Origin of the sequence: Nocardia sp. NPDC057272 (assembly GCF_042668615.1) — a bacterium.
Classification (GTDB): Bacteria; Actinomycetota; Actinomycetes; order Mycobacteriales; family Mycobacteriaceae; genus Nocardia.
This window is the reverse complement of record NZ_JBHUYK010000014.1, coordinates 43190-66825: the sequence shown is the minus strand read 5'-3', so window position 1 is coordinate 66825 and position 23636 is coordinate 43190. Positions and strand designations below refer to the sequence as shown.

General features: G+C 70.0%; 5 protein-coding genes. All 5 read left to right on the top strand.

The window, feature by feature from the left end; all coding sequences use genetic code 11:
- Positions 1-9 precede the first annotated feature (9 nt).
- The gene (gene mftG / locus ACFULV_RS19750; protein ID WP_378658604.1) at positions 10-1401 is read left to right on the top strand and encodes a mycofactocin system GMC family oxidoreductase MftG; all 1392 of its coding nucleotides are present in this window, start codon (positions 10-12) and stop codon (positions 1399-1401) included.
- A 105-nt stretch (positions 1402-1506) separates the two neighbouring features.
- Entirely contained in the window at positions 1507-2871 is a 1365-nt protein-coding gene (locus tag ACFULV_RS19745) for a GAF domain-containing protein (RefSeq protein ID WP_378634389.1), read from the top strand.
- Positions 2872-3295: 424 nt separating this feature from the next.
- Positions 3296-21268, top strand: coding sequence for a non-ribosomal peptide synthase/polyketide synthase (locus ACFULV_RS19740; protein WP_378658602.1), 17973 nt, complete (start codon positions 3296-3298; stop codon positions 21266-21268).
- Positions 21268-23394 (top strand): AMP-binding protein, encoded by a 2127-nt coding sequence (locus ACFULV_RS19735; RefSeq protein WP_378658600.1) that lies wholly within the window; start codon positions 21268-21270, stop codon positions 23392-23394. The genes ACFULV_RS19740 and ACFULV_RS19735 overlap by 1 nt, the downstream gene beginning before the upstream one ends.
- A complete protein-coding gene (locus ACFULV_RS19730; protein WP_056814159.1) occupies positions 23391-23606 on the top strand; it encodes an MbtH family protein in 216 nt (71 codons plus the stop codon). Before ACFULV_RS19735 ends, ACFULV_RS19730 begins: the two co-directional genes overlap by 4 nt.
- Positions 23607-23636: the final 30 nt, after the last annotated feature.

Here is a 23636-nt window from a genome sequence, read left to right as displayed (position 1 = left end):
GACGACTGCGTGACGAGCACTCTCATCGTCGGAGCCGGGTCGGCGGGTTGCGTGCTCGCCGCGCGGCTCAGCGCCGATCCGGCGCGCTCCGTGCGTGTCTTCGAAGCCGGACCGGTTTTCGCCACGATGGGGGAGCTGCCTGTCGAACTGCTCGACCCAGGCCATCTCCCGGTCGGCCCCGAGTCCCGGCTGGTGTGGCGTTATCCGGGAAATCTGGTGCGGGGCAAAGTGATCGGTGGCTCCGGTGCGATCAACGGCAGCTACTTCATCCGCCCACCCGCCGACGACTTCGCCGCCTGGAGCGCGGTGGCGGGCCCGCGCTGGTCGTTCGAATCGGTCCTCCCGGTGTTCTGCGCGCTGGAAGACGACGCGGATTTCGGCACTGTGCCCGGTCACGGAATCGGCGGCCCGATCCCGATCTCACGAACCTGCGACCCGTCCGAGTTCAGCGTCGAATTCGCGCGACAGTGCGTGGCAGCGGGATTCACCGAAATTCCCGACCTCAACACACCGGCAGATACCGGCGTGGGATTCGGGCGCGTGCCGTTGGCGATATCGCGAGGTCGCCGCGCCGGGCCCGCGATCACCCATCTCTATCCCGGACTCCACCGAAGCAATCTGATCCTCACCGGCGAAACAATGGTGACCCGGCTATTACTGCGTGGCACGCGGGTAATCGGTGTGGAGTGGGCTCGCGGGCGAGAACGCGGGACGACGTATGCCGATGAGGTGGTGTTGTGCGCGGGTGCGGTGGAGTCGGCCGCGCTGCTGATCAGATCCGGGATCGGCCCCGAACCGCTGCTGCGCTCGCTCGGCGTTCCGGTGCTGCGACCCGCTCCGGTGGGCGCGTGGTGCACCGATCATCCGGAGATCGGTATCGAATTCGCCGGTGCGGAACCCGCGCGGTCGACCGTCGCGCTCGAGTACGTCCTCGAAATGGACGACCTGGAACTACGCCCGTACACCGCGATGTTCACGCCGGGTCTTCGCCGGGTGGGGGTCGCCCTGATGCGTCCCGAGTCGACCGGCGAGCTGACCCTGGTTTCGACTGATCCGGCTGTCGCGGCCCGCGTCGACCAACGCTATCTGCGCGCCGGGCAGGACCGAGCCCGGTTGCGCGAGGGCGTAGCGCGCACGGCGGATCTCCTGGGTCGGCGCATCGGACCCGTCGACGACTCCTGGCTGCGCGCCAACCTCGGCACGTCTCAACATCTTTCCGGTACCTGTCGCATGGGCCGCGCGGGGGACGAGCGCGCGGTGGTCGACGAACGGGGGCGTGTGCACGGCATCGAGGCACTGACGGTGGCCGATCTGTCGGTCGTCCCGGTCCCGCTGCGGCGCGGTCCACAGGCCACCACTGTGATGCTCGCCGCGTCCATAGCGGACCACATGGTCGTGTGACGAAGTGACGATTGATACCACGATGTGACCTGCGGGACAAACCCCGACTTCTGGCGGTTGGCCTGATATCTGCCCGGTACAGTTTGTAGCGGGAAAGAAAGGCAAATGGTCAGCAATCTTGCAGGTGGGAGGCCCCCACGGCAGGCATCGGAGTCGGGCGCACAGCTCGGTGCTCTGGAAGCCTATGCCGCACAGGCCCATGGATTTCTCAGTGCCGGTGGTGAACAGCTTACCCAGCTGGCCGGTCTTCTACGTCCGCTCGTTCTCGAATCATGGCTGCGCAGTGTGCGCGGCGGTGTCGACCCGACGGACGTCATCGACGGTCGCGGGCTGCGCGGCGCCGATCTGGAGCGTTATCGCGACGCCCACCCTATCGCCGCGCTCATGCCGCTGATCGACAAACTGCTGGTCCAGGACGCGTCGCACGCCGGATTGATCGTGACCGTGGCCGACCAGTTCGGTCGGGTGCTGTCGGTGCACGGGCATCCGGAGCAGGTCGCCGCCGCCGCCGAGATCGGCGTGCGCGAGGGCGACGATCTCAGCGAGCGCCGGATCGGCACCAATGCCGTCGGCCTCGTCGTGCGCACCGGCCGCGCCACCTGGATCCACGGACCCGAACATTTCCTGCATCGTATGCACCAGATCACCGGCGCCGCGGCTCCCGTGCACGAGCCGGACGGCCGGCTGATCGGCGTTCTGATGATTGCCGGCGGGATGCGGGTGGCCAAGCCCGAAATTCTCGCATTGGTCAAAGCCGCCGCGACCGCGGCCGAGATGGACCTGGTGCTGCGAGCCATGCGCGCGAGCCACGGCATCAAGGCGCCGGCTCCGGCGAACCGCGACGGCAGCGGACAAGCCAGGCTCGGCCTGGACGTCTTGGGTCTGGGTCAGCCTCAGTTGAGCATCGCGGGGGAGCGGGTGCCGCTCTCGCAACGCCATGCCGAGATCCTGCTTTTGCTCACCGAACACCCCGAAGGTCTCGGCGCCGATCATCTGGCGCTACTGCTGGACGACACCGATCTCGACAACGGCACGATCCGCGCGGCGATGTCGCGGCTGCGGTCGGTGATCGGCGCCTCGGTGGTCGGTTCGCGCCCATACCGTCTCCGCGTGCATGTCGCAACCGATGTGGAGGAGCTGCGGGCCGCACTCGACTCCGGTGATACCGCATCCGCATTGAACTTGTACGCGGGTCCGGTGCTGCCACGCTCCTCGGCTCCCGGCATTTGCGACATCCGCGACGAGCTGCGAGTCCGATTGCGGACCGCCGTGCTCGCCGCGCCCGACGCCGCCGTGCTGCGCCGATGGACGTCGTGTCCGGAAGGCCGCGACGATGCCGCCGCATGGGCCGCCTATCGGTCGACCGTCGATCGTGATTCGCCGCTGTATGCGCAGATAGAAGCCAAGATCCGGGTACTCGACCGGCGCATCGGCGCCGATGCAACGCAGATGCAACGTTTCGGCTCATAGTGTCCCGGTCTGAAGGTGTGGTGGCTCACATATGGATGGCCGATGTGTTGGAGCCCACACTCATGCCCTGGTCGTGGGTACCCATCGGTACAGACTGGACGGCCGACCGATTTTTTTAGCGGAAAAAGTTTCTTTTTATTAACTGAGGGCCTACTGTCGGCACTGCATGGACAGGCACCCATGTGATGTAACTGACAAAGCCGTTGGAGGAACGATCAACAGCTAGGCACCCGCGACGGACCCAGTGTCCGTTGCCTCGGCGACCCCTCGGTCGCCGATCTCGTCCACATGATCTGTCGGGGATCTTGCGCGAGTGTGGCGGCACGCCCACCGCGTTCATATCGAATCTTTCGCTGCGCGAGGTGTATTCGTGCTGCCCGAAAACATTCGATCTGCTGTTCTTTCGCGATACGAGGAGGCTCTGGTGCACGGTACGGAGTTGGGTGGGTTCAGTGCGCGACCACAGGAAGCACGGGTCGTCGGTCTGCCGTTTCCGCTGACCCCGGCCCAGCTGGGTGTCTGGTACGCACAGCTGCTCGACCCCGATGTCCCGATCACCATCGCCCAGTACGTCGATATCGATGGCGAGCTCGATGCCGCTGTGCTGCAGCAGGTTACGGCCGAGGCCGCGCACACCTACGGCTCGCCGCTGGTGCGCATCGGCGAGTTCGACGGTGTCCCGCACCAGTACGTCGACCACACCATCGCGGTCGAGCAGGAGCTGCCGCTGATCGATCTGCGCCACCACGACGACCCCGTGGCCGCCGCGCAGGAATGGATGCGCGCGGAATTCGGCGCCCCCATCGACCTGCTCACCGACCGGCTGGTGGCGGGCGCGGTGCTGCGCGTCGGCGAGACCCGCTGGTTCTGGTACCTGCGCGGCCACCACATCGTGCTCGACGGGTACGGCGCGTTCACCAACTCCCAGCGCATCGCCGAGCTCTACACCGCGCGGATGCTCGGTACCCCGGCGCGCGAGGTGGTGCCGGGTGAGCTGTCGGCGCTGGTCGAGGGCGAACAGCGCTACCGCGAGAGCACCCGTTTCGTCGGCGATCGTGAGCACTGGGCTCAGCGGATCGCGGGCCTGGACAGCCCCACCGCGCTCGACGGCCGCACCGCGCCGCGTTCGGCGATCAACCTGGTGACCGGCGGGCGCCTGTCGGAAAAGCTGGTCGACCGGCTGGAAACCATTGCCGCCAGCGATGATTCGACCATCTCCGCGGTACTGCTGGCCGCCTTCGCCGCCTATCTGGGCCGCCTCACCGACCGGCCGGACGCGGTACTGAGCCTGCCCGTCACCGCCCGCACCACCGCGGTCATGCGCCGCTCGGCGGGGATGCTGTCCAATATCGTGCCGCTGCGACTGCCCACGGGTGCGGCGGGATCACCCGCCACCTGGGGTGAACTGCTGCGCGCGGCCCGGGTCGAGGTGGCGGGTGCGCTGCGTCATCAGCGTTACCGCGCCGAGGACATCCGCCGCGACGCCGAGGACGACGGCCGCCCCGCCCGGCGCGCACTGTTCGGCCCGCTCGCCAACTTCATGCTCTTCCGCAGTGACCTCACCCTCGGCACCACCACCGGTCGCTACCGGGTGCTGTCCACCGGTCCGATCGAAGACTTGAGTCTCAACGTCTACTACGGCGATCGCGACCGGGTGCACGTCGATTTCGAGGCCAACCCGCACCTCTACGACGCCGACACCCTGGCCAGGCACCACGCCCGCTTCCTCGGCTTCCTCGAGCGCCTGGCCGCCACCGATCTCGACACCGCGCTCGGCGCGATCGAGGTCGCGACCGAGCTCGAGCTACAGGTCAGCACCCGGATCTGGAACTCCACCCGATTCGACGTGGACGCCGCGCTGGCCGAGCGTTCGGTGCGGGCCGCGACGCTGCCCGCCATGTTCGAGGCCCAGGTCGCGCGCACCCCCGACGACGTGGCCGTGCGGATGGCGACGTCCTCGCACACCGACGCTGTTCGGGATGCCGCCGCCGTGGCTTCCGAGGGCGCGACCCTCACCTATCGCGAGCTGGCGCAGCGCGTCAATCGACTGGCCCGGCGGCTGCGCGCGGACGGTATCGGACCGGAATCGCTGGTGGCGCTGAGCATTCGGCGTTCACCCGAACTGGTGGTGGCGATGTACGCGGTGCTCGCCGCCGGCGCGGCCTACGTGCCGATCGACCCCGATCATCCGGCCGAGCGCATCGCCCACATCCTCGCCACCGCCGCCCCGGCGGCCGTGCTCACGACCACCCGCGACGGTGCGCCTGTCGACGGACTGCCGGTGCTGGCTGTCGACGCCCTCGATCTGAGCGGCTACGACGACGCCCCGCTGACCGATGCCGACCGCACCGCGCCGCTGCGCCCCGGCCATCCCGCCTACGTCATCTTCACCTCCGGCTCCACCGGTCTGCCCAAGGGCGTCGCGGTCGAGCACGCCGCGATTGTGAACCGCCTCGTCTGGATGCAGCACACCTACCGCCTGCACGGGGTCGACGTGGTGTTGCAGAAGACGCCGATGACCTTCGACGTCTCGGTGTGGGAGTTCTTCTGGCCCTTGCAGATCGGTGCGACACTGCTGCTCGCCGAGCCGGACGGGCACCGTGATCCCGGCTATCTGCGCCACGTGATCAGCGAATACGGCGTCACCGTCGCGCATTTCGTGCCGTCGATGCTGGAAGTGTTTCTCGCCCAACAGGAAATCGCCGAACACACCTCGCTGCGGCTGGTCTTCGCCTCCGGTGAGGCCTTGCCCCCCGCGCCTGCCCAGCGGCTGCGGCTGCTGACGGGCGCTCGCCTGCACAATCTCTACGGCCCGACCGAGGCCGCCGTCGACGTCACCTTCCACGAGGTGAACGACAGCGACCGGGTTACGGTGCCCATCGGCGCGCCGGTGTTCAACACCCGGCTCCATGTTCTCGACTCACGGCTGCGGCCCGTTCCGGTCGGGGCTCCGGGTGAGCTGTATCTGTCGGGGGTACAGCTCGCCCGGGGTTATGTAGGACGTCCCGAGCTCACCGCCGGACGTTTCGTCGCCGCGCCCGCGGTGGTCGCCGCCGACTCCGGGCGTGTGCTGCCCGACGGTGGTTCCGGCAGCACTGCCACGCATCCACTGCCGGGTGAGCGGATGTACCGCACCGGTGACCTGGTCCGCTGGACCACCAACGGCGAGCTGGAATACCTGGGGCGCACCGACTTCCAGGTGAAGCTGCGCGGCCTGCGCATCGAGCTCGGCGAGATCGAGTCCGTGTTGGAGAGCGTGGACGCCGCGGCGCGCGCGGTAGTGCTGGTCCGTGACGACGCGGGCGTCGGCGAGCAGTTGGTCGCCTACGTCGTGGAAGCCGAGCCGGGCTCGGTGTCGATCGACGATCTGCGCGAGACCGCACTGCGCGCGCTGCCCGCCTACATGGTGCCCGCGGCGTTCGTGCTGCTCGAAGCCCTTCCGGTGAACGCGTCGGGCAAGCTGGACCGCAAGGCCCTGCCCGCTCCCGCCCGCACGGTCGTCACCTACGCCGAACCGGTCGGCCCGGTGGAGCAGACGGTGGCCAGGGTGTTCGGCGAGGTCCTCGGCCTCGACCGCATCGGCCGCGACGACGACTTCTTCGCCCTCGGCGGCAACAGCCTGGTCGCCACCCAGGTCGCGGCCCGCCTCGGCGCCGACCTCGGCTGCCGCCTCGGCGTGCGCGATCTGTTCGGCGCGACCACCGTCGCCCGCCTCGCCGCCGCCATCGCCGATCGCGACGACACCGGCGTCTCGGCCCAGCTCCCGGTGCTCACCGCGGGCCCCCGCCCGGCGCTGATCCCGCTGTCGCCCGCGCAGCAACGGATCTGGTTCCTCAACCGCTTCGATCCCTCGGCGCCCGGCTACAACATGCCGTTCGTCATCCGCTTGCGCGGCACCGCCGATCTGCCCGCCCTGGTCGCGGCCCTGCACGCGGTGATCGAGCGCCACGAGGCGCTGCGGACCGTGTTCCCCGCGGTCGGCACTCCCGGTGGGGAGGTGGCCGAGCAGGTCGTCCGCGATGCCGGGCTGGTCCGCATCGGCGACCCCATCGAAGTGGCGGCCGCGGACCTCGACGCGGAGCTGACCCGATTCGCGCGTGCCGGGTTCGACCTCGAACGCGAAGCACCGGTGCGTGCGGGCATCTTCGTTGTTCCGGCCGCCGACACAACTGTGGACAACTCGGCACCGCGGCGATCGAGCGTCGCGGCACAGGAGTGTGTCCTCGCTGTCGTGCTGCATCATATTGCGGCAGACGGTGTTTCGCTGCAGGTGCTCGTGCGTGATGTGCTCACCGCGTACGGTGCCGCCACCGACGGCGTCGCGCCCGGCTGGTCGCCGCTGAGCGTGCAGTACGCCGACTACGCCCTCTGGCAGCGCGAGCTCCTCGGCGCCGAAACCGATCCGCAGTCGCTGGCCTCCCGCGAAATCGCTTTCTGGGAGCGGACCCTGGCTGGTCTGCCCGACCAGCTCGAGCTGCCCTCGCGTCGCCGGCGGCCGGTCGAGCCGAGCATGCGCGGCGCGCGCACCGCCTTCACCATCGACGCCGATCTGCACCGTCAGCTCGCCGACCTGGCTCAGCGGGCAGGCGCCTCGCTGTTCATGGTTGTGCACACCGCGCTGTCGGTGCTCCTCGCCCGACTGTCGGGCACCGCCGACATCGCCATCGGCACCGGCGTCGCGGGCCGCGGCGACCGCGCCATCGACGACCTGATCGGCATGTTCGTCAACACCCTGGTGCTGCGCACCGAGGTCGACCCCGCCGCGAGCTTCGTCGCCGCGCTCGAGCACACCCGCGAAACCGACCTGGCGGCCTTCGCGCACGCCACCGTTCCCTTCGATCGTCTGGTCGACGTGGTCAACCCGGCCCGCTCGCAGTCCCGGCACCCGCTGTTCCAGGTGGCGCTGAACTTCCAGGCGGTCCTCGACACCACCTTCGACCTGGCGGGCTCGCCGGTGACGGTGCGCGAGATCGAGCTCGACATCACCAAGTTCGACCTACAGCTCACCCTCGCCGAACGACGCGATGCCGCAGGCGAACCCGCAGGTATCGACGCCGTCACCCTGTACTCCGCCGACCTGTTCGACGAGTCCGAGATGCGCGCCCTCGGTGCCCGTTTCGTGCGGCTACTCGCCGCGGCTGTCGCCGCGCCGAACACCGCGGTCGGTGACCTACCGCTGCTGTCGGCGACCGAACACTCCCAGCTCACCGGCATGCGCGGCGCACCGGTCACCGCCACCGGTCTGCTACCCGACCTCCTGGCCGGCGCGGTCGCCGCCGACCCGGATCGCGATGCCGTCACCGACGGCGACCGCACCCTCACCTACCGCGAACTCGACCGGGCGTCGTCACGCCTGGCCAGGGTCCTCATCGACAGCGGCGTCGGCCCCGACGACGTGATCGCCGTGGGCATCCCCCGCTCCATCGAGTCGGTTCTCGCGGTGTGGGCGATCGCCAAGTCCGGTGCCGCCTGGTTGCCCGTCGACCCGAGCTACCCGCTCGATCGGATCACCCATATGGTGACCGATTCCGGTGCCCGACTTGGTCTTACAGTGTCCGAGTCGCTGTCCGCGCTGCCCGGTCCGCTCGATTGGCTGGCCCTCGACGAGCTGAAGCTGATGGCCGAATGCGCCGGGCGTTCCAGCGATCCCGTCACCGACTTCGACCGCGTGCGGCATCTGCGCGCCCAGCACCTCGCCTACGTCATCTACACCTCCGGCTCGACCGGCCTGCCCAAGGGTGTGCTCGTCACCCAGGCGGGTATCGCGGGTTTCGCCGCCGAGGAGACCGCGCGCATGTTCGGCACCGCCGACGCCCGCGTCCTCCAGGTCGGGTCCCCGTCCTTCGACATCTCGGTGATGGAATTGCTGCTCGCGGTGAATTCCGCCGCGACCCTGGTGATCGCCCCGCACGGGCGTCATGTGGGAGCCGAACTGGCCCAACTGCTTTCGGAACAGCGCGTCACGCACGCCCTGATGACCCCGTCCGGCCTGTCCGTGCTCGACCCCGCCCCGCTCGATGCCCTTCGCATGGTGATGGTCGGCGGCGAAGCCTGCCCGCCCGACCTGATCGCCCGCTGGACCGCCGGACCCGTTCCCCGCGCGTTCGTGAACGCCTACGGCCCCTCCGAGACCACGGTCGCCACCAACATCAGCGCCCCGCTCACCGCCGATTCCCCGCTGACTCTCGGCACGCCGCTGCGCGGCATCACCCAGTGGGTCCTCGACTCCCGGCTGCGGCCGGTCCCTGTCGGCGTCGCGGGCGAGCTGTACGTCGCGGGTGCCCAGCTCGCGCGCGGCTATTGCTCGCGCGCCGCCCTCACCGCGACCCGCTTCGTCGCTTGCCCGTGGGCGTCGTCCGAGCGCATGTACCGCACCGGAGACCTGGTCCGCTGGACTCCGGAGGGCACCCTCGACTACCTGGGCCGCAACGACGACCAGGTCAAACTCCGGGGTTTCCGCATCGAACTCGGCGAAGTCGAATCCGCCCTGCTCGCCCAGCCCTCGGTCCGCCAGGCCGCGGTGCTGGTGCGCGCCGACCCGCACCGAGGCGATCAGCTCATCGCTTACGTCGTGCCCACCGCTGAGGCCGACGAGCCGATCGATGCGATCGCCGCCGCCCTGCGCGGCACCCTCGCCGCGCACATGGTGCCGTCCGCGTTCGTGATGATCGATGCCCTGCCGCTCACTCCCAACGGCAAGCTCGACCGCAAGGCCCTGCCGGAGCCGGTGTTCGCCGCGCGTTCCTTCCGCGCGCCCGCCGCCGGGACCGAGTCCGTGGTGGCCCAGGTCTTCGGCGAGGTGCTCGGTGCCGCGCGGATCGGCGCCGACGACGACTTCTTCGCCCTCGGCGGCAACTCGCTCGTCGCCACCCAGGTGGTGTCCCGCCTCGGCACGGCACTCGGCCGCACGATCTCGCTGAAGTCGCTGTTCGAGGCGCCGAGCGTCACCGCGTTCGCCGCCCTGCTCGGCACCGCCGACGCGGTCGCGCCGAGGCCCGCGCTGGTGGCAGGCGAACGACCGGACCGGATTCCGCTGTCCTACGCGCAGCAGCGCATGTGGTTCCTGAACCAGTTCGACGCCGAATCGGTCGCCGACAATATCGCCGCCGCCATCCGCCTCACCGGCGTCATCGACTACGCCGCGATGAACGCGGCCGTCGCCGCGGTCTTCGCCAGGCACGAGGCGCTGCGGACGCGCTACCCCGCCGTCGACGGCATCCCGTTCCAGCAGGTGCTCGACGCCGACCAGCTGACGATCGCCCTCGAACCGCGCGCGATCGCCCCGGTCGACCTCGGCAGCCGGATCCGCGCGCTGGCCGCCGTCCCGTTCGCGGTGGACCAGGAACCCCCGGTCCGCCTGCACCTGCTGCACACCGACACCGACGAGCACGTACTGGTCCTCGTGCTGCACCACATCGCCGCCGACGGCTGGTCCGTCGCGCCACTGACCCGCGATGTGATGGTCGCCTACGCCGCCCACCTGGCCGCGGCCGCGCCCCAGTGGACGCCGCTGCCGGTGCAGTACGCCGACTTCGCCCTCTGGCAGCGCGATGCGCTCGGCGCCGAGGACGACGCCGAATCCGCCCTGTCGCGCCAGCTCGCGTTCTGGACGGCGGAACTGGCCGACCTGCCCGACCTGCTCTCGCTGCCGAGCGATCGACCGCGCCCGGCCGTGGCCTCGGGTCGCGGTGCCCGTCAGGCGTTCACGGTGCCCGCCGAGATCGTCGAACGACTGCGCGGCATCGGTGCGCGAGCCAATGCCTCGCTGTTCATGGTGCTGCACACCGCCTTCGCCACCACCCTCGCCGAACTGTCGGGGCAGCAGGACATCTCGATCGGCACACCGGTCGCCGGCCGCGGTGACCAGGCGCTCGACGACCTGGTCGGCATGTTCGTCAACACGCTCGTGCTGCGCACCCGGATCCGCCCCGACGCCACCTTCGCCGAACTGCTCGGCACCGTTCGCGACAGCGACCTGCGCGCCCTCGCCAACGCCGACGTCACCTTCGACCGGCTCGTGGAGGTGCTCAACCCCGAGCGATCGACCGCCCGGCACCCGCTGTTCCAGGTGATGCTCGACTTCCAGAACAACTCCCGAACCGAACTCGAACTCGCGGGCCTGACCGCCTCGGAGATCGAGATCGATACCCACACAGCCAAATTCGATCTGCACCTCACGCTGCGCGAGACCACCGACGGCCTGCTCGCCCGCTTCGAGTACGCGACCGACCTCTTCGACGCGCAGACCATCACAGATTTCGGCGCCCGCTTCCTGCGGACGCTGAATACGGTGACCGCCGATCCCAACGTCGTGATCGGCGACATCGACCTCCTCGACGCCGATGCGCGTATTCGCGTACTCGGCACCTGGAACGCCACCGAGTACCCGGTCGACGAACGCATGACGCTGGCCTCGCTGTTCGCGGCGCAGGCCGAACGCACTCCGGACGCGACCGCGGTGACCCTCGAGGGCGAATCGCTGAGCTATTCCGAGTTCGCGGAGGCAGTGAATCACCTTGCCCGCCTGCTGATCTCGATCGGCGTCCGCCCCGACCGCACCGTGGCTCTCGGCATGCGCCGTTCCATCGACTCGGTCGTGGCCATGTACGCCGTCATCGCCGCCGGTGGCGCCTACGTGCCCCTCGACCCGGAGCACCCCGCCGAGCGCATCGCCCAGGTGATCGCCGCCGCCGACCCGGTCTGCGTCCTGACCCGCCGCAGCGACGACCTCGACCTCACCGGCCTGGAGCAGGCGGGCGAACAGCGCGCGGTGCTCGATCTCGAGCAGATCGACGCCACCGACTACTCGGCCGAGCCGATCACCGACGCCGACCGGCTGGCCACCCTGACCCGGGACAACGCCGCCTACCTGATCTTCACCTCCGGCTCCACCGGCACGCCCAAGGGCGTTGTCGTCTCCCACGCCGCGATCGTCAACCGTCTGGTGTGGATGCAGGACGCCTACCGGCTCACCCCCGACGATGCCGTGCTGCAGAAGACCCCGGCCACCTTCGACGTGTCGGTCTGGGAGTTCTTCTGGCCTTTGCAGATCGGTGCCCGACTCGTGCTCGCACGCCCGGACGGTCACCGCGACCCCTCCTATCTGATCCGGCTGATCGCCGACGAACAGATCACCGTCGCCCACTTCGTCCCGTCGATGCTGTCGGTCTTCGTCGCGGTGCTCGACGGTGCGCACGCCGCCGACGTGCGGACAGCTGGGGACTGCGCATCGCTGCGTCTGGTGTTCGCCTCCGGCGAGGCGCTGGCGCCCGCGCCCGCCCAGCTGCTGCGCCGGCTCACGGGGACGGCTGTGCACAACCTGTACGGCCCCACCGAGGCCGCGGTGGACGTGACCTTCCACGAGGTGATCGACGCCGACACCGTCACGGTCCCGATCGGTGCGCCGGTGCACAACACCCAGGTATACGTCCTCGACGGCCGCCTGCGCCCGGTCCCCGTCGGCGTGCCCGGCGAGCTGTACCTGGCGGGCGCCCAGCTCGCTCGCGGCTACGCGGGCCGCGTCGATCTCACCGCCGACCGCTTCGTCGCCAACCCGTTCACCCCCGCCGAGCGCATGTACCGCACCGGTGACCTAGTCACCTGGACGTCGGCCGGCGAGCTGGAGTACCTGGGCCGCACCGACTTCCAGGTGAAGCTGCGTGGTCTGCGCATCGAACTCGGCGAGATCGAAGCCGTGCTCTCCGGGGTTGCCGAGATCACCCAGGCCGCGGTGATCGTCCGCGATGACACCCTGGTCGCCTATCTCGTCGCCGCACAGCACGTCGACGTGGATGCGGTGAAGTCCACGCTCATCCGCACCCTGCCCGCCTACATGGTCCCCGCGGCTTTCGTCGTCCTCGACGAGTTCCCGCTCAACTCGTCCGGCAAGCTCGATCGAAAGGCGCTGCCCGCACCGAGTTTCGAGGCGGCCGTCTTCCGTGCGCCGTCCACCGAGGTCGCTCGCATCGTCGCGGCCACCTTCGCCTCGGTGCTCGGCTTCCCCGCCGACCGCGAAGTCGGTCTCGACGACGACTTCTTCGCCCTCGGCGGCAACTCCCTCAACGCCACCCAGGTCGCCGCCCGTCTCGGCGCCGCCCTCGCCACCCAGATCCCGGTCCGGCTGCTGTTCGACGCACCGACGGTGGCCGATCTGGCCGACCGGTGCACCGCCCTGCGCGGCACCGGCGGGCGGCTCGAACTCACCACGCGGGAACGGCCCCGGCGGATTCCGCTGTCCGCGGCGCAGCGCCGGATGTGGTTCCTCAATCGCTACCTCGCCGATGTCGACGGCATCGGCGACGCTGTCGACAACATCCCCGTCGCGCTGCGGCTCACCGGCGACCTCGACCTCGCCGCCCTCGAAGCCGCCCTCGCCGATGTGGTCGCCCGGCACGAAACCTTGCGAACCAGCTACCCGGAGGGGCCGGAGGGCGCCGAACAGATGATCTCGGACGCCACCGCGATCACGCTGCGGCCCGAGGCGATCACCGAGACGGAACTGCCCGAACGCCTGCTGGCGTGCGCCGCGGTCCGATTCGACCTCACCGCCGAGATCCCGCTCCGCGCGGCCTTGTTCGCGCTGAACACCGACCACGTGCTGGTCCTGGTGGTCCACCACATCGCCGCCGACGGCTTCTCGCTCGGCCCGCTGGCCGCCGACCTGATGGCGGCCTACGCCGCCCGTCACGCGGGCACCACCCCCACCTGGACGCCGCTGCCCGTCCAGTACGCCGACTACGCCCTCTGGCAGCACGAAAACCTGGGCGAGACAGCCGATCCCGCGTCGCTCGCGCACACCCAGCTGGCGTTCTGGCGCCATGGCCTCGCCGGTCTCCCCGAGCAGCTCGACCTGCCCGCCGACCGTCCCCGCCCCGCCGAGTCCACCTTCCGCGGCGCCGTCCACCGCTTCCAGATCGACTCCGATCTGCACAGTGAACTGCGCGAACTGGCCCGCAAGCACGAGGCCACCCTGTTCAGCACGGTGCACGCCGCGCTCGCGGTCCTGCTGGCCCGCCTGTCCGGCGGCAGCGACATCGCCATCGGCACACCGGTCGCCGGCCGCGGCGAGGCCGCCCTCGACGGGCTGATCGGCATGTTCGTCAACACCCTGGTACTGCGCACCCAGATCGACCCGCGCGCCGAATTCGAAACCACCCTCGACGCCGTCCGTGCGGGCGATCTCGACGCCCTCTCGCACGCCGACGTCCCGTTCGAGCAGGTCGTCGATGCCATCGACCCGGCGCGAGCCCGCAACCGCCACCCCCTGTTCCAGGTGGCGCTGGCGCTACAGAACTTCACCGTCCCCGCGCTGGAAGCCGCGGACCTGCGCGTGCAACCCCTCGATTTCGATGCTGCCGTGGCGAAGTTCGACCTGCAGTTCACCCTCGGCGAATCCGACGACATCGACGGTCGCGCGAACGGCATGGCCGTCGAGATCGCCTACGCCACCGATCTGTTCGACGAGGGCAGCGTCGCGGTGCTGGCCCGTCGCTTCACACAGGTGCTGGCCGCGGTCGTCGCCGACCCGACCGTCGTGGTGGGCGATATCCAGTTGCTCAGCGCCGAAGAACAGCAGCGCACCCTGCACGAGTGGTCGTCCACCGGCGAATCGGTGGCCGCCGCCGACACCATGGTGGACCGGTTCGCCCGCGTCGCCGCCCTCGACCCCACCGCCATCGCGGTGAAAGCGGGCGAGCGCACGCTGACCTACGGCGAGCTCGACGCCTGGTCCAACCGTCTGGCCCGCCGACTCGTCGCCGCGGGCGTCGGCCCGGAATCGCTGGTAGCGGTGGCGCTGCCGCGGTCGGTGGAGTTGCCGGTCGCGCTGCTCGCCGTGCTGAAGGCAGGCGGGGGCTACCTGCCGATCGACCCCAACTACCCCGCCGATCGCATCGAATACGTCCTCGACGACGCCCGCCCGCAGTGCGCGATCACCAACGACGACACCGGCCTGGCGCACGACTGGTTCGGTGGTCCGGTCATCGATCCCGGCGCGGAAAACCTGTCCGACTTCGGCACCGAAGCCCTGACCGACGCGGACCGGCGTACGCCGCTGGCTCCCGCCAACACCGCCTACGTCATCTACACCTCCGGCTCGACCGGCCGCCCCAAAGGTGTCGTCGTCCCGCACACGAATGTCATCGCGCTGCTGGACAACACCGCGCGGCGCTTCGGCTTCGGACCGTCCGACGTGTGGACGATGTTCCACTCCTACGCCTTCGACTTCTCGGTGTGGGAGCTGTGGGGCGCCCTGCTCCACGGCGGCTCGATCGTCCTCGTCGACTACTTCACCTCCCGCTCGCCCGAACAGTTCCGTGAACTGCTCCGCACCGAACGCGTCACCGTTCTCAACCAGACGCCGTCCGCGTTCTACCAGCTCATCGCCGCCGACCTGGCCGCCCCCGCGCCCACCGAATACGCCCTGCGCACAGTGATCTTCGGTGGCGAGGCGCTCGAACCGCAACGTCTCGCCGGCTGGTTCGCCCGCTACCCGGACTCGCCCCGCATGGTGAACATGTACGGCATCACCGAGACCACCGTCCACGCCTCCTACCGGGAGATCACCCCGCACACCGGCTCGGCCAGCGTGATCGGCGGTGCTCTCGCGGGACTCACAGTGCGCGTACTGGATTCGCGCCTGCGCCCCGTCCCGCTCGGCGTTCCCGGCGAAATCTACGTCTCCGGACCGCAATTGGCGCGCGGCTACCTGGGCCGACCCGACCTGACCGCGAGCCGCTTCGTCGCCGACCCCTACGGTCCTCCCGGATCCGTCGCCTACCGGTCCGGTGACCTCGCCCGCTGGACGGTCGTGGCCGACGACGCCACCGGGGCGCTCGCATCGTCGCGCGCCACGCACGTCGACCTCGAATACCTCGGCCGCGCCGACCAGCAGGTCAACCTCCGTGGCTTCCGCGTCGAGCTCGGCGAGATCGAAGCGGCGCTGCTGCACAGCTCGATCGCACCTCGCGAAGTCGCCGTGCTGGTGCGGACCGACCTCGTCGACGAGCCGCGCATCGTGGCCTACGTGGTCGGGGAGTTCGCCCACCTCGACACCGCCGCCCTGCGCAAGGAGCTGGCGCGCACCCTGCCCGAGCACATGCTCCCGGCGGCCGTCGTGGCGGTGGAGCGCATTCCGCTCACGGTCAACGGCAAGCTCGATCGCGCGGCCCTGCCCGCCCCCGTCTTCGAGACCACCACCTACCGCAGGCCGGCCACCGTCACCGAGCAGATCATCGCGGCCGTGTACACCGAGGTGCTCGGCCGTGCCGACGATCAGCCGATCGGCGCCGACGACGACTTCTTCGCCCTCGGCGGCAGCTCGCTGCTGGCAGCCAAGGCCGTGGCCCGCATCGGCGCCGCGCTCGACCGGCGCGTGGGTGTACGGACGCTGTTCGAGGCGCCGAGCGTCGCCGAACTGGCTGCCGCGATCGACGCCCAGTCGAAGGTCGATCGCCCCGCGCTGGTCGGCCGGGCTCGCCCCGACCTGCTCCCGCTGTCGCCGGCCCAGCAGCGGATGTGGTTCTTCAACCGCTTCGACCGCGCCTCGGTGGCCTACAACATCCCGTTCGCGCTGCGCCTGAGTGGGGCGCTCGACGTCACCGCGCTGCGCGCCGCGATGGCCGACGTGGTCGCCCGCCACGAATCGCTGCGCACCGTGTACCCGGAAGTCGACGGCACCCCCGTGCAGTCGATCGTCGCTGCCGCCGAAGCGATGCCGGCGCTGGCTCCACCGGTGAACGCCGAAGCCATGGGCGAAACGCTCACACCGGTAGCGACCGGCGAGGCAGCGCTTCCCGCCGCGATTCGCGAGCTGGCCGAGACCACCTTCGACGTCACCACCGAGATCCCGGTATGCCTGCGGCTGTTCCAGGTGGACGACACCGAATTCGTGCTGGCCGGCGTCCTGCACCACATCGCCGCCGACGGTTCCTCGATCGCCCCCTTCGTCGCCGACCTCATGCGGGCCTATACCGCCCGGCTCGCCGACACCGCCCCCGGCTGGGCCCCGCCCGCCGTGCAATTCGCCGACTACGCGCTGTGGCAGCGTGACCTGCTCGGCGACGAAGCCGACCCGGAATCCCTCGCCGCCCAGCAGGTCGGCTACTGGCAGACCCAGCTCGCCGGACTTCCCGATCAGCTGGCCCTGCCGACCGACCGTCCCCGCCCCGCCCGCCAGACCCTGCGCGGCGACAAGGTGAGTTTCACCGTCGACGCCGACCTGCACGCCGCGCTGTGCGCGCTCGGGCGCGACAACGGCGCCACCCTGTTCATGGTGGTGCACGCGGCGTTCGCGGCCCTGCTGGCCCGCATCTCCGGCACCGCCGACATCGCCGTCGGCACCCCGAACGCGGGCCGCGGCGAAGCCGAGCTCGACGAGGTCATCGGCATGTTCGTCAACACCCTGGTGTTGCGGACCCCGGTCGTGAGCGACGCCCCGTTCACCGCACTGCTCGCCACCGCGCGTGCCGCCGACATCGCCGCGTTCTCGCACGCCGATGTGCCGTTCGAGCGGTTGGTCGAGGTGCTCAACCCCGCCCGCTCCACCGCGCGACACCCGCTGTTCCAGGTCGGCTACTCGTTCCAGAACCACGACCGCGCCCAGCTCGAACTTCCCGGCCTGTCCGTCTCCGCTGTCGAATTCGATGCCGGTGTCGCGCAGTTCGACCTGCATCTGTTCGCCCTGGACAACTACACCGCGGATGGCACCCCGGCGGGAATCGAGATGGCCCTCGGCTACGCCACCGATCTGTTCGACGCCGAAACCGCCGAACGCTTCGCCGGTCAGCTGTGCCGGATCCTCGCATCCGTCAGCGGTGCGGCGGAGACCGCCATCGGTGACCTCGACCTGCTCGGTGCCGACCGCGAGCTGCTGCTCGGGACATGGAACGACACCGCCCGTCCCGTCGAGTCCACCACCCTCGCCGAACTGGTCGCGCGCCAGACCGACCTGACTCCCGACGCGCTCGCGCTGGTCGACGACGAAACCGGCGAGTCCCTGGATTACGCCACCTTCGACGCACAGGTCAACCAGGTCGCCAGGCTCCTGATCGCCGAGGGAGTCGGCCCGGAGCGCACCGTCGTACTGGCCATGCGCCGCGGCATCGACCTCGTCATCGCCATGCACGCAGTAGTCCGGGCGGGCGGCGCGTACGTGCCGATCGACCCCGACCACCCGGCCGACCGTATCGCCTACATCGTCACCACCGCGGCGCCCCTGTGCGTGCTCACCACAGCCGCCGACGGACTGCCGATCTCCGTGGATGTTCCGGTCTTCGAGCTGGATCACCGTGCGCTGCGGGAACTGTCGACGGAGCCGGTGACCGATGCCGAGCGCATCGCCCCGCTGCGCCCCGAACATCCCGCGTACATCATCTTCACCTCCGGCTCCACGGGCGTGCCCAAGGGCGTCACCGTCCCGCACGCCGCGATCGTCAACCAGCTCGGCTGGCTGCGCGAGCGCTTCACCATGACCGCCGCCGACCGGGTGCTGCTGAAGACCCCCGCCACCTTCGACCTCTCGGTCTGGGAGTTCTGGTCACCTCTCACCTCCGGCGGTGCCCTGATCGTCACCCGCCCCGGCGACGAACGTGACCCGGACCGCCTGCGCGCCACCATGACCCGGCACGGCGTCACGGTCTTGCATGCCGTTCCCTCGCTCGTCGGCATGCTCCTGGCCACCGAAGCGACCCCCGCACTGCCTGTTTCGTTGCGCGCCGTCCTCGCGATCGGTGAAGCACTGCCCGCGGCGACAGCCACCGAGTTCCGTGCCGTCGGCACCACCGCCGTCCTGCACAACCTGTACGGCCCGACCGAGGCGGCCGTCTCGATCACCGAATACGAAGTGGCGCAGGATCTATCGCACGTCGTGCCGATCGGTACTCCCGTCTGGAACAGTGCGCTCTACGTCCTCGACGCCCGGTTGCATCCGGTCCCGATCGGCGTCGCGGGCGAGCTCTATCTGTCCGGCGATCAGCTCGCCCGCGGGTACCACGGGCGCCACGCCCTCACCGCCGACCGGTTCGTCGCGAACCCCTTCGCCGACACCGGCTCGCGGATGTATCGCACCGGCGACATCGTCCGTCGGCGCGCCGACGGTACGGTCGAATACCTCGAACGCGCCGACTTCCAGGTCAAGATCGGTGGCTTCCGCATCGAACTCGGCGAGGTCGAAACAGCGCTGCTGCGCTGCGCCGATGTCCGGGCGGCAGTCGCGATCGCCACGACCGACGAGCGTGCGGGCGCCCGCCTGATCGCCTACGCGGCGGTCGCGGACCTGGCCCCGGGCAGCGAGCCCGCCATCGCCGCCCGGCTGCGCGGAGAACTCGCCGCCGACCTGCCCGCCTACATGGTTCCGGCCGCGCTGGTGGTGCTCGACGCGCTGCCCCTCAACGCCAACGGCAAAGTCGACCGGAAGGCGCTGCCCGCACCGCAGTTCGCCGAAGCGGCCTTCCGCGCTCCGGTCACCGCGGTCGAACAGCTTGTCGCCCAGACGTTCACCGAGGTGATCGGCTGCGCGGCCGCCGGGCTCGACGACGACTTCTTCGCCCTCGGCGGCAACTCGCTGATGGCGACCCGCCTGGCTGCCCGCCTCGGCGCCGCGCTCGGCGTCCACGTCGCGGTGGCCGCGGTCTTCGACGCACCGACAGTCGGCGCACTGGCCGCACACCTCGCCACCGCCGATCGCTCCATCGCCCGACCCCCGCTGACCAAGCGCACCGGGGAAGGTCCCGCGGTGCTTTCGCCCGCGCAGCAGCGCATGTGGGTGCTGCACCAGCTCTCGCCACAGTCCTCGGCCTATCACATCCCGGCCGCCATCCGACTGACCGGCGAGCTCGACCTACCCGCCCTGCAGGCGGCCGTCGCCGACCTGCTGGCCCGCCACGACACCCTGCGCACCCGCTACCCGGACACCACCGACGGCCCGATCCAGCAGGTGATGCCCGCCTGGTCCGCCGCTGTCGACCTCACCCCCCTCCCGGTGGCGCCCGCCGATGTCGAAACCCGGATCGCGGCACTCGTCGCCCAGCCGTTCGACATCACCGCCGCGCCCCCGATCCGGGTCGCCCTCTACCGCCTCGGCGACAACGATCATGTCCTCGTCGTCGTGGTGCACCACATCAGCGCGGACGGATACTCGATCGACCCGCTCACCCGGGACCTGGTGCGCGCCTACGTGGACCGCAGCCAGGGCCGCGAACCGGGCTGGGTTCCCCTGACGATCCAGTACGGCGATTTCAGTGCCTGGCAGCGCGACCTGCTCGGCTCCGAGTCCGACGCCGGCAGTGTGCTCACCCAGCAGCTCGCCTACTGGACCCGCGAGCTCGCCGGCGCACCCGAACTACTGGCGCTGCCGACCGATCGCCCGCGCGCGGCCCGTCGTGAAATGCGCGGCGCGACGATCGAATTCGACATCGATTCCACACTCGCCACCCGCCTCGACGACGTGGCCCGCGCCAACGGAACCACCCTGTTCACGCTGATCCACAGCGCGCTGGCCGTGCTGCTGGCCAAGCAATCCGGCAGCGCGGACATCACCATCGGCGCACCGGTCTCCGGTCGTGGCGCCCGCGAACTCGACGACCTCGTCGGCATGTTCGTCAACACCGTCGCCCTGCGCACCGAGGTCGACGCCCGCGCACCGTTCACCGACCTGCTCACCCAGGCGAAGCGCCGCGACCTGGCCGCGCTGTCCCATGCCGATGTTCCGTTCGAGCAGGTGGTCGATGCCGTGGGTCGCGCCCGCACCGGCGCCTACACCCCGCTGTTCCAGGTGATGCTGACCTTCCAGAACATGCCGCCAGGCGGTATCGAGCTCCCCGGCCTCCACGTCCAGACCTTGGACCCCGGACTCACCGAAGCCAAATTCGACCTGCACCTCACCGCCCTGCAGCGCTATCGCGACGACGGCGCGCTGGACGGTCTCGACGTCCACTTCGGCTACGCCACCGACCTGTTCGACGCGTCGACGGTCCGGACCATGGCCGAGCGATTCCGCAAGGTACTCACCGCCGTCGCCGCCGACCCCACCGTGGCGGTGCGCGCGATCGACCTGCGCACCGATGCGGAGAAGACCCCGACCACCTACACAATCGCCGATCTTCCGGGCCTCGTCGGCTCGGCAGCTCGGCTCGCGCCGGCGACCGTGGCATTCACCCACGGCGAGCACGCCATCTCCTACAGAGCACTCGACGCCAAGCTCGCCGCGGTGAGCAGGGCGATGGGCGCGAAGATGAAACCTGAAGCGTTGGTGAACGTCGCGCTGGCCGGCCTCGTGCCCGGTGTGCTCGCCGCACTCGGCGCGGCCGGTCTCACTTCGACTCTGCAAACACTGGTGACCGATGCGGCCGCGGTAATCGCCGGGACAGCGTCGGTTGACGACTCGGAAGGACAACTCTGATGTCGCACACGGATTCGGTCACGACCGCTGCCACCCTCGCCGCGCTCCTGCGTGACCTGGACGGCGATCGACCACGTGACCCGGCGACCCTGCTCGCCGCCTTCTCCACCTACGCCGACCGCGAACCCGACCTCCTCGCGGTGCGCGACGGCGAAACCGGTCTCACCTACGGCGAACTGGCCGAGCGAGTCGATGCGCTGGCCGCCGCGCTCCTCGAGCACGGTGTCGGACCCGAAACCACTGTGGCGGTGTCGCTTCCGCGTTCGGTGGAGTTGGTGGTCGCGGTGCACGCGGTGCTCGCCGCCGGTGGCGCGTTCGTGCTGCTCGACCCCGCCGCCCCCGGTGACGTGCAACGACGCACTGTCGCGCTGGCCGCGCCCGTCCTGATCCTCACCAGCGACGGAACACCGCACCCCGCCGGGTTCCCGGTCGTGCACACCGACGCCACGGTCGACGTCACCCCCGATGAGCTACCGGGGCCGGGCGCGGACAACCCCGCCTACCTGGTCGTCGATGTCGTTGCCGCGACCGCCGTCGTCGTCGGACATCGCGCGGCGCAGGCCAATTCGAGCTGGCGCCAGCGCCTCTGCGGTGTCGGGGTCGGCGACTCGGTGCTCTGGCACGCACCGCTGGCAGGCCAGGCGGCGGTCGGGGAGATGCTGCTCGCGTTGCAAACCGGCGCGACGCTGGTGGTCTCGCCGTCGGCGGTGCTCGCCGACGCGATCGCCGAAACACAAGTGACCGCAGCCTGTTTCGATCATGTCGAGCTCGCCGAGCTGGCAGCACTGCCCGATGCCGAAGAGCGTCTGGATTCGCTGCGCGTGGTGCTCGGCTCGGGTGGGCCACTGCTCGCGGAAACCGCCGCCGCCTTGCGCGCGGTGAGCGGCGCGACCCTGTGGCACGTCTACGGCAGGCCCGAGACGGCGGGCGAGTTCGTCGCGCACGAGGTGACCGGCGCCGACCTGGAGGTGGTTCCGTTCGGATCGGCCGCCGACGATGTCGAACTGCTGATCCTCGACGAGCACCTGTGCCCGGTAGCCGACGGCGAAATCGGTGAACTCTACGTCTCCGGTGTGCAACTGGCGCGCGGGTACGTCGGCAGACAGGCCACCGCGGCGACCTTCCTCGCGAACCCCATCGGTCCGGTGGACGACCGCATGTTCGCCACCGGCGACCTCGTGCGCCGCAGGCCGCCGGGCGACGCCTGGACGGCCGAGATCGAATTCGTCGGCCGTATCGACGACGGGCCCTACGCCCGCGCAACCGGGCTCGCCGACGAACTGCTGCTCGACGAGTTCGAAGCCCAGGCTGCCGCAACCCCTTTCGACCCGGCCGTCGTCCATGCGCCGACCGACGGCCCGACCGCGATCATCACCTACGGTGATCTCGACCGGCGCACCAATCAGCTCGCCCGGCATCTGACCGCGCTCGGCATCGGCCCGGAATCGGCTGTGCTCGTGGATGTCCCGCGTTCCGTCGAGTTCGTGGTCGCGGCATACGCGGTCCTCAAAGCCGGTGGGACCGTGGTGCCGATCGACACCGCGAACCCCCGGCTCCCACCGATCGTCAACCCGGCACTGGCCCTGACCATCGCCGCCCGCGAGCACCTCGGCACCTACGACATCCCGACGGTGACGATCGATCGGGCATCTCTGTCCGGCTATTCGAGCGAACCCATCGCCCGCGGCGAACATCGCGCCCCGATCCTGCCGCAGCACCCCGCATTCGTGCTGTTCCCTCCCGGCGCAACGCACAGCGTCACCATCAGCCATGCCGCCGCCGTGCACCGGGTCACCGCCATGCAGGCCCGCCACCACCTCACCACTCGCGATGTCTATCTGCACCAATCCCATACCGGTGACGCCACCGCTTGGCACGGCTACCTGCTTCCCCTGCGGGTCGGCGCGACCGTCGTTCTCACCGAACCGCCCGACCCCACCCGGTTAGCCGCCCTCATCGCCGCCTACGGCGTCACCACCACCGACTTCACCCCCCACTTCACGCCCGCCCGCACCAGCCACAGCGACCGCCTTTTCCGCACGAGCGAGCTCGCCCACCACGAAATCGAAGGCACCCCGGCAGCATTAGCCCACCTTGGCACCCTCCTCGGAAAGGCCACCCCATGACCAACCCGTTCGACGACGACAACGCCCAGTTCTACGTCCTGGTCAACACCGAAGGCGAACACTCCCTCTGGCCCACCTTCGCCGCCGTCCCCGGCGGCTGGTCGGTAGCCTTCGGCGCCGCCCCCCGAACCTCCTGTCTCCACTACGTGGAATCCCACTGGCTCGACATGCGCCCCAACTCCCTCATCGCCGCCATGTCCAACAAACCCTGACCTGCGACGCCCGGATAGCTGTCAGACGGG

Coding starts and splice junctions, on each gene's coding strand:
- ACFULV_RS19730 (WP_056814159.1), top strand. CDS start 23,391: ATGACCAACCCGTTCGACGACGACAACGCCCAGTTCTACGTCCTGGTC.
- ACFULV_RS19735 (WP_378658600.1), top strand. CDS start 21,268: ATGTCGCACACGGATTCGGTCACGACCGCTGCCACCCTCGCCGCGCTC.
- ACFULV_RS19745 (WP_378634389.1), top strand. CDS start 1,507: ATGGTCAGCAATCTTGCAGGTGGGAGGCCCCCACGGCAGGCATCGGAG.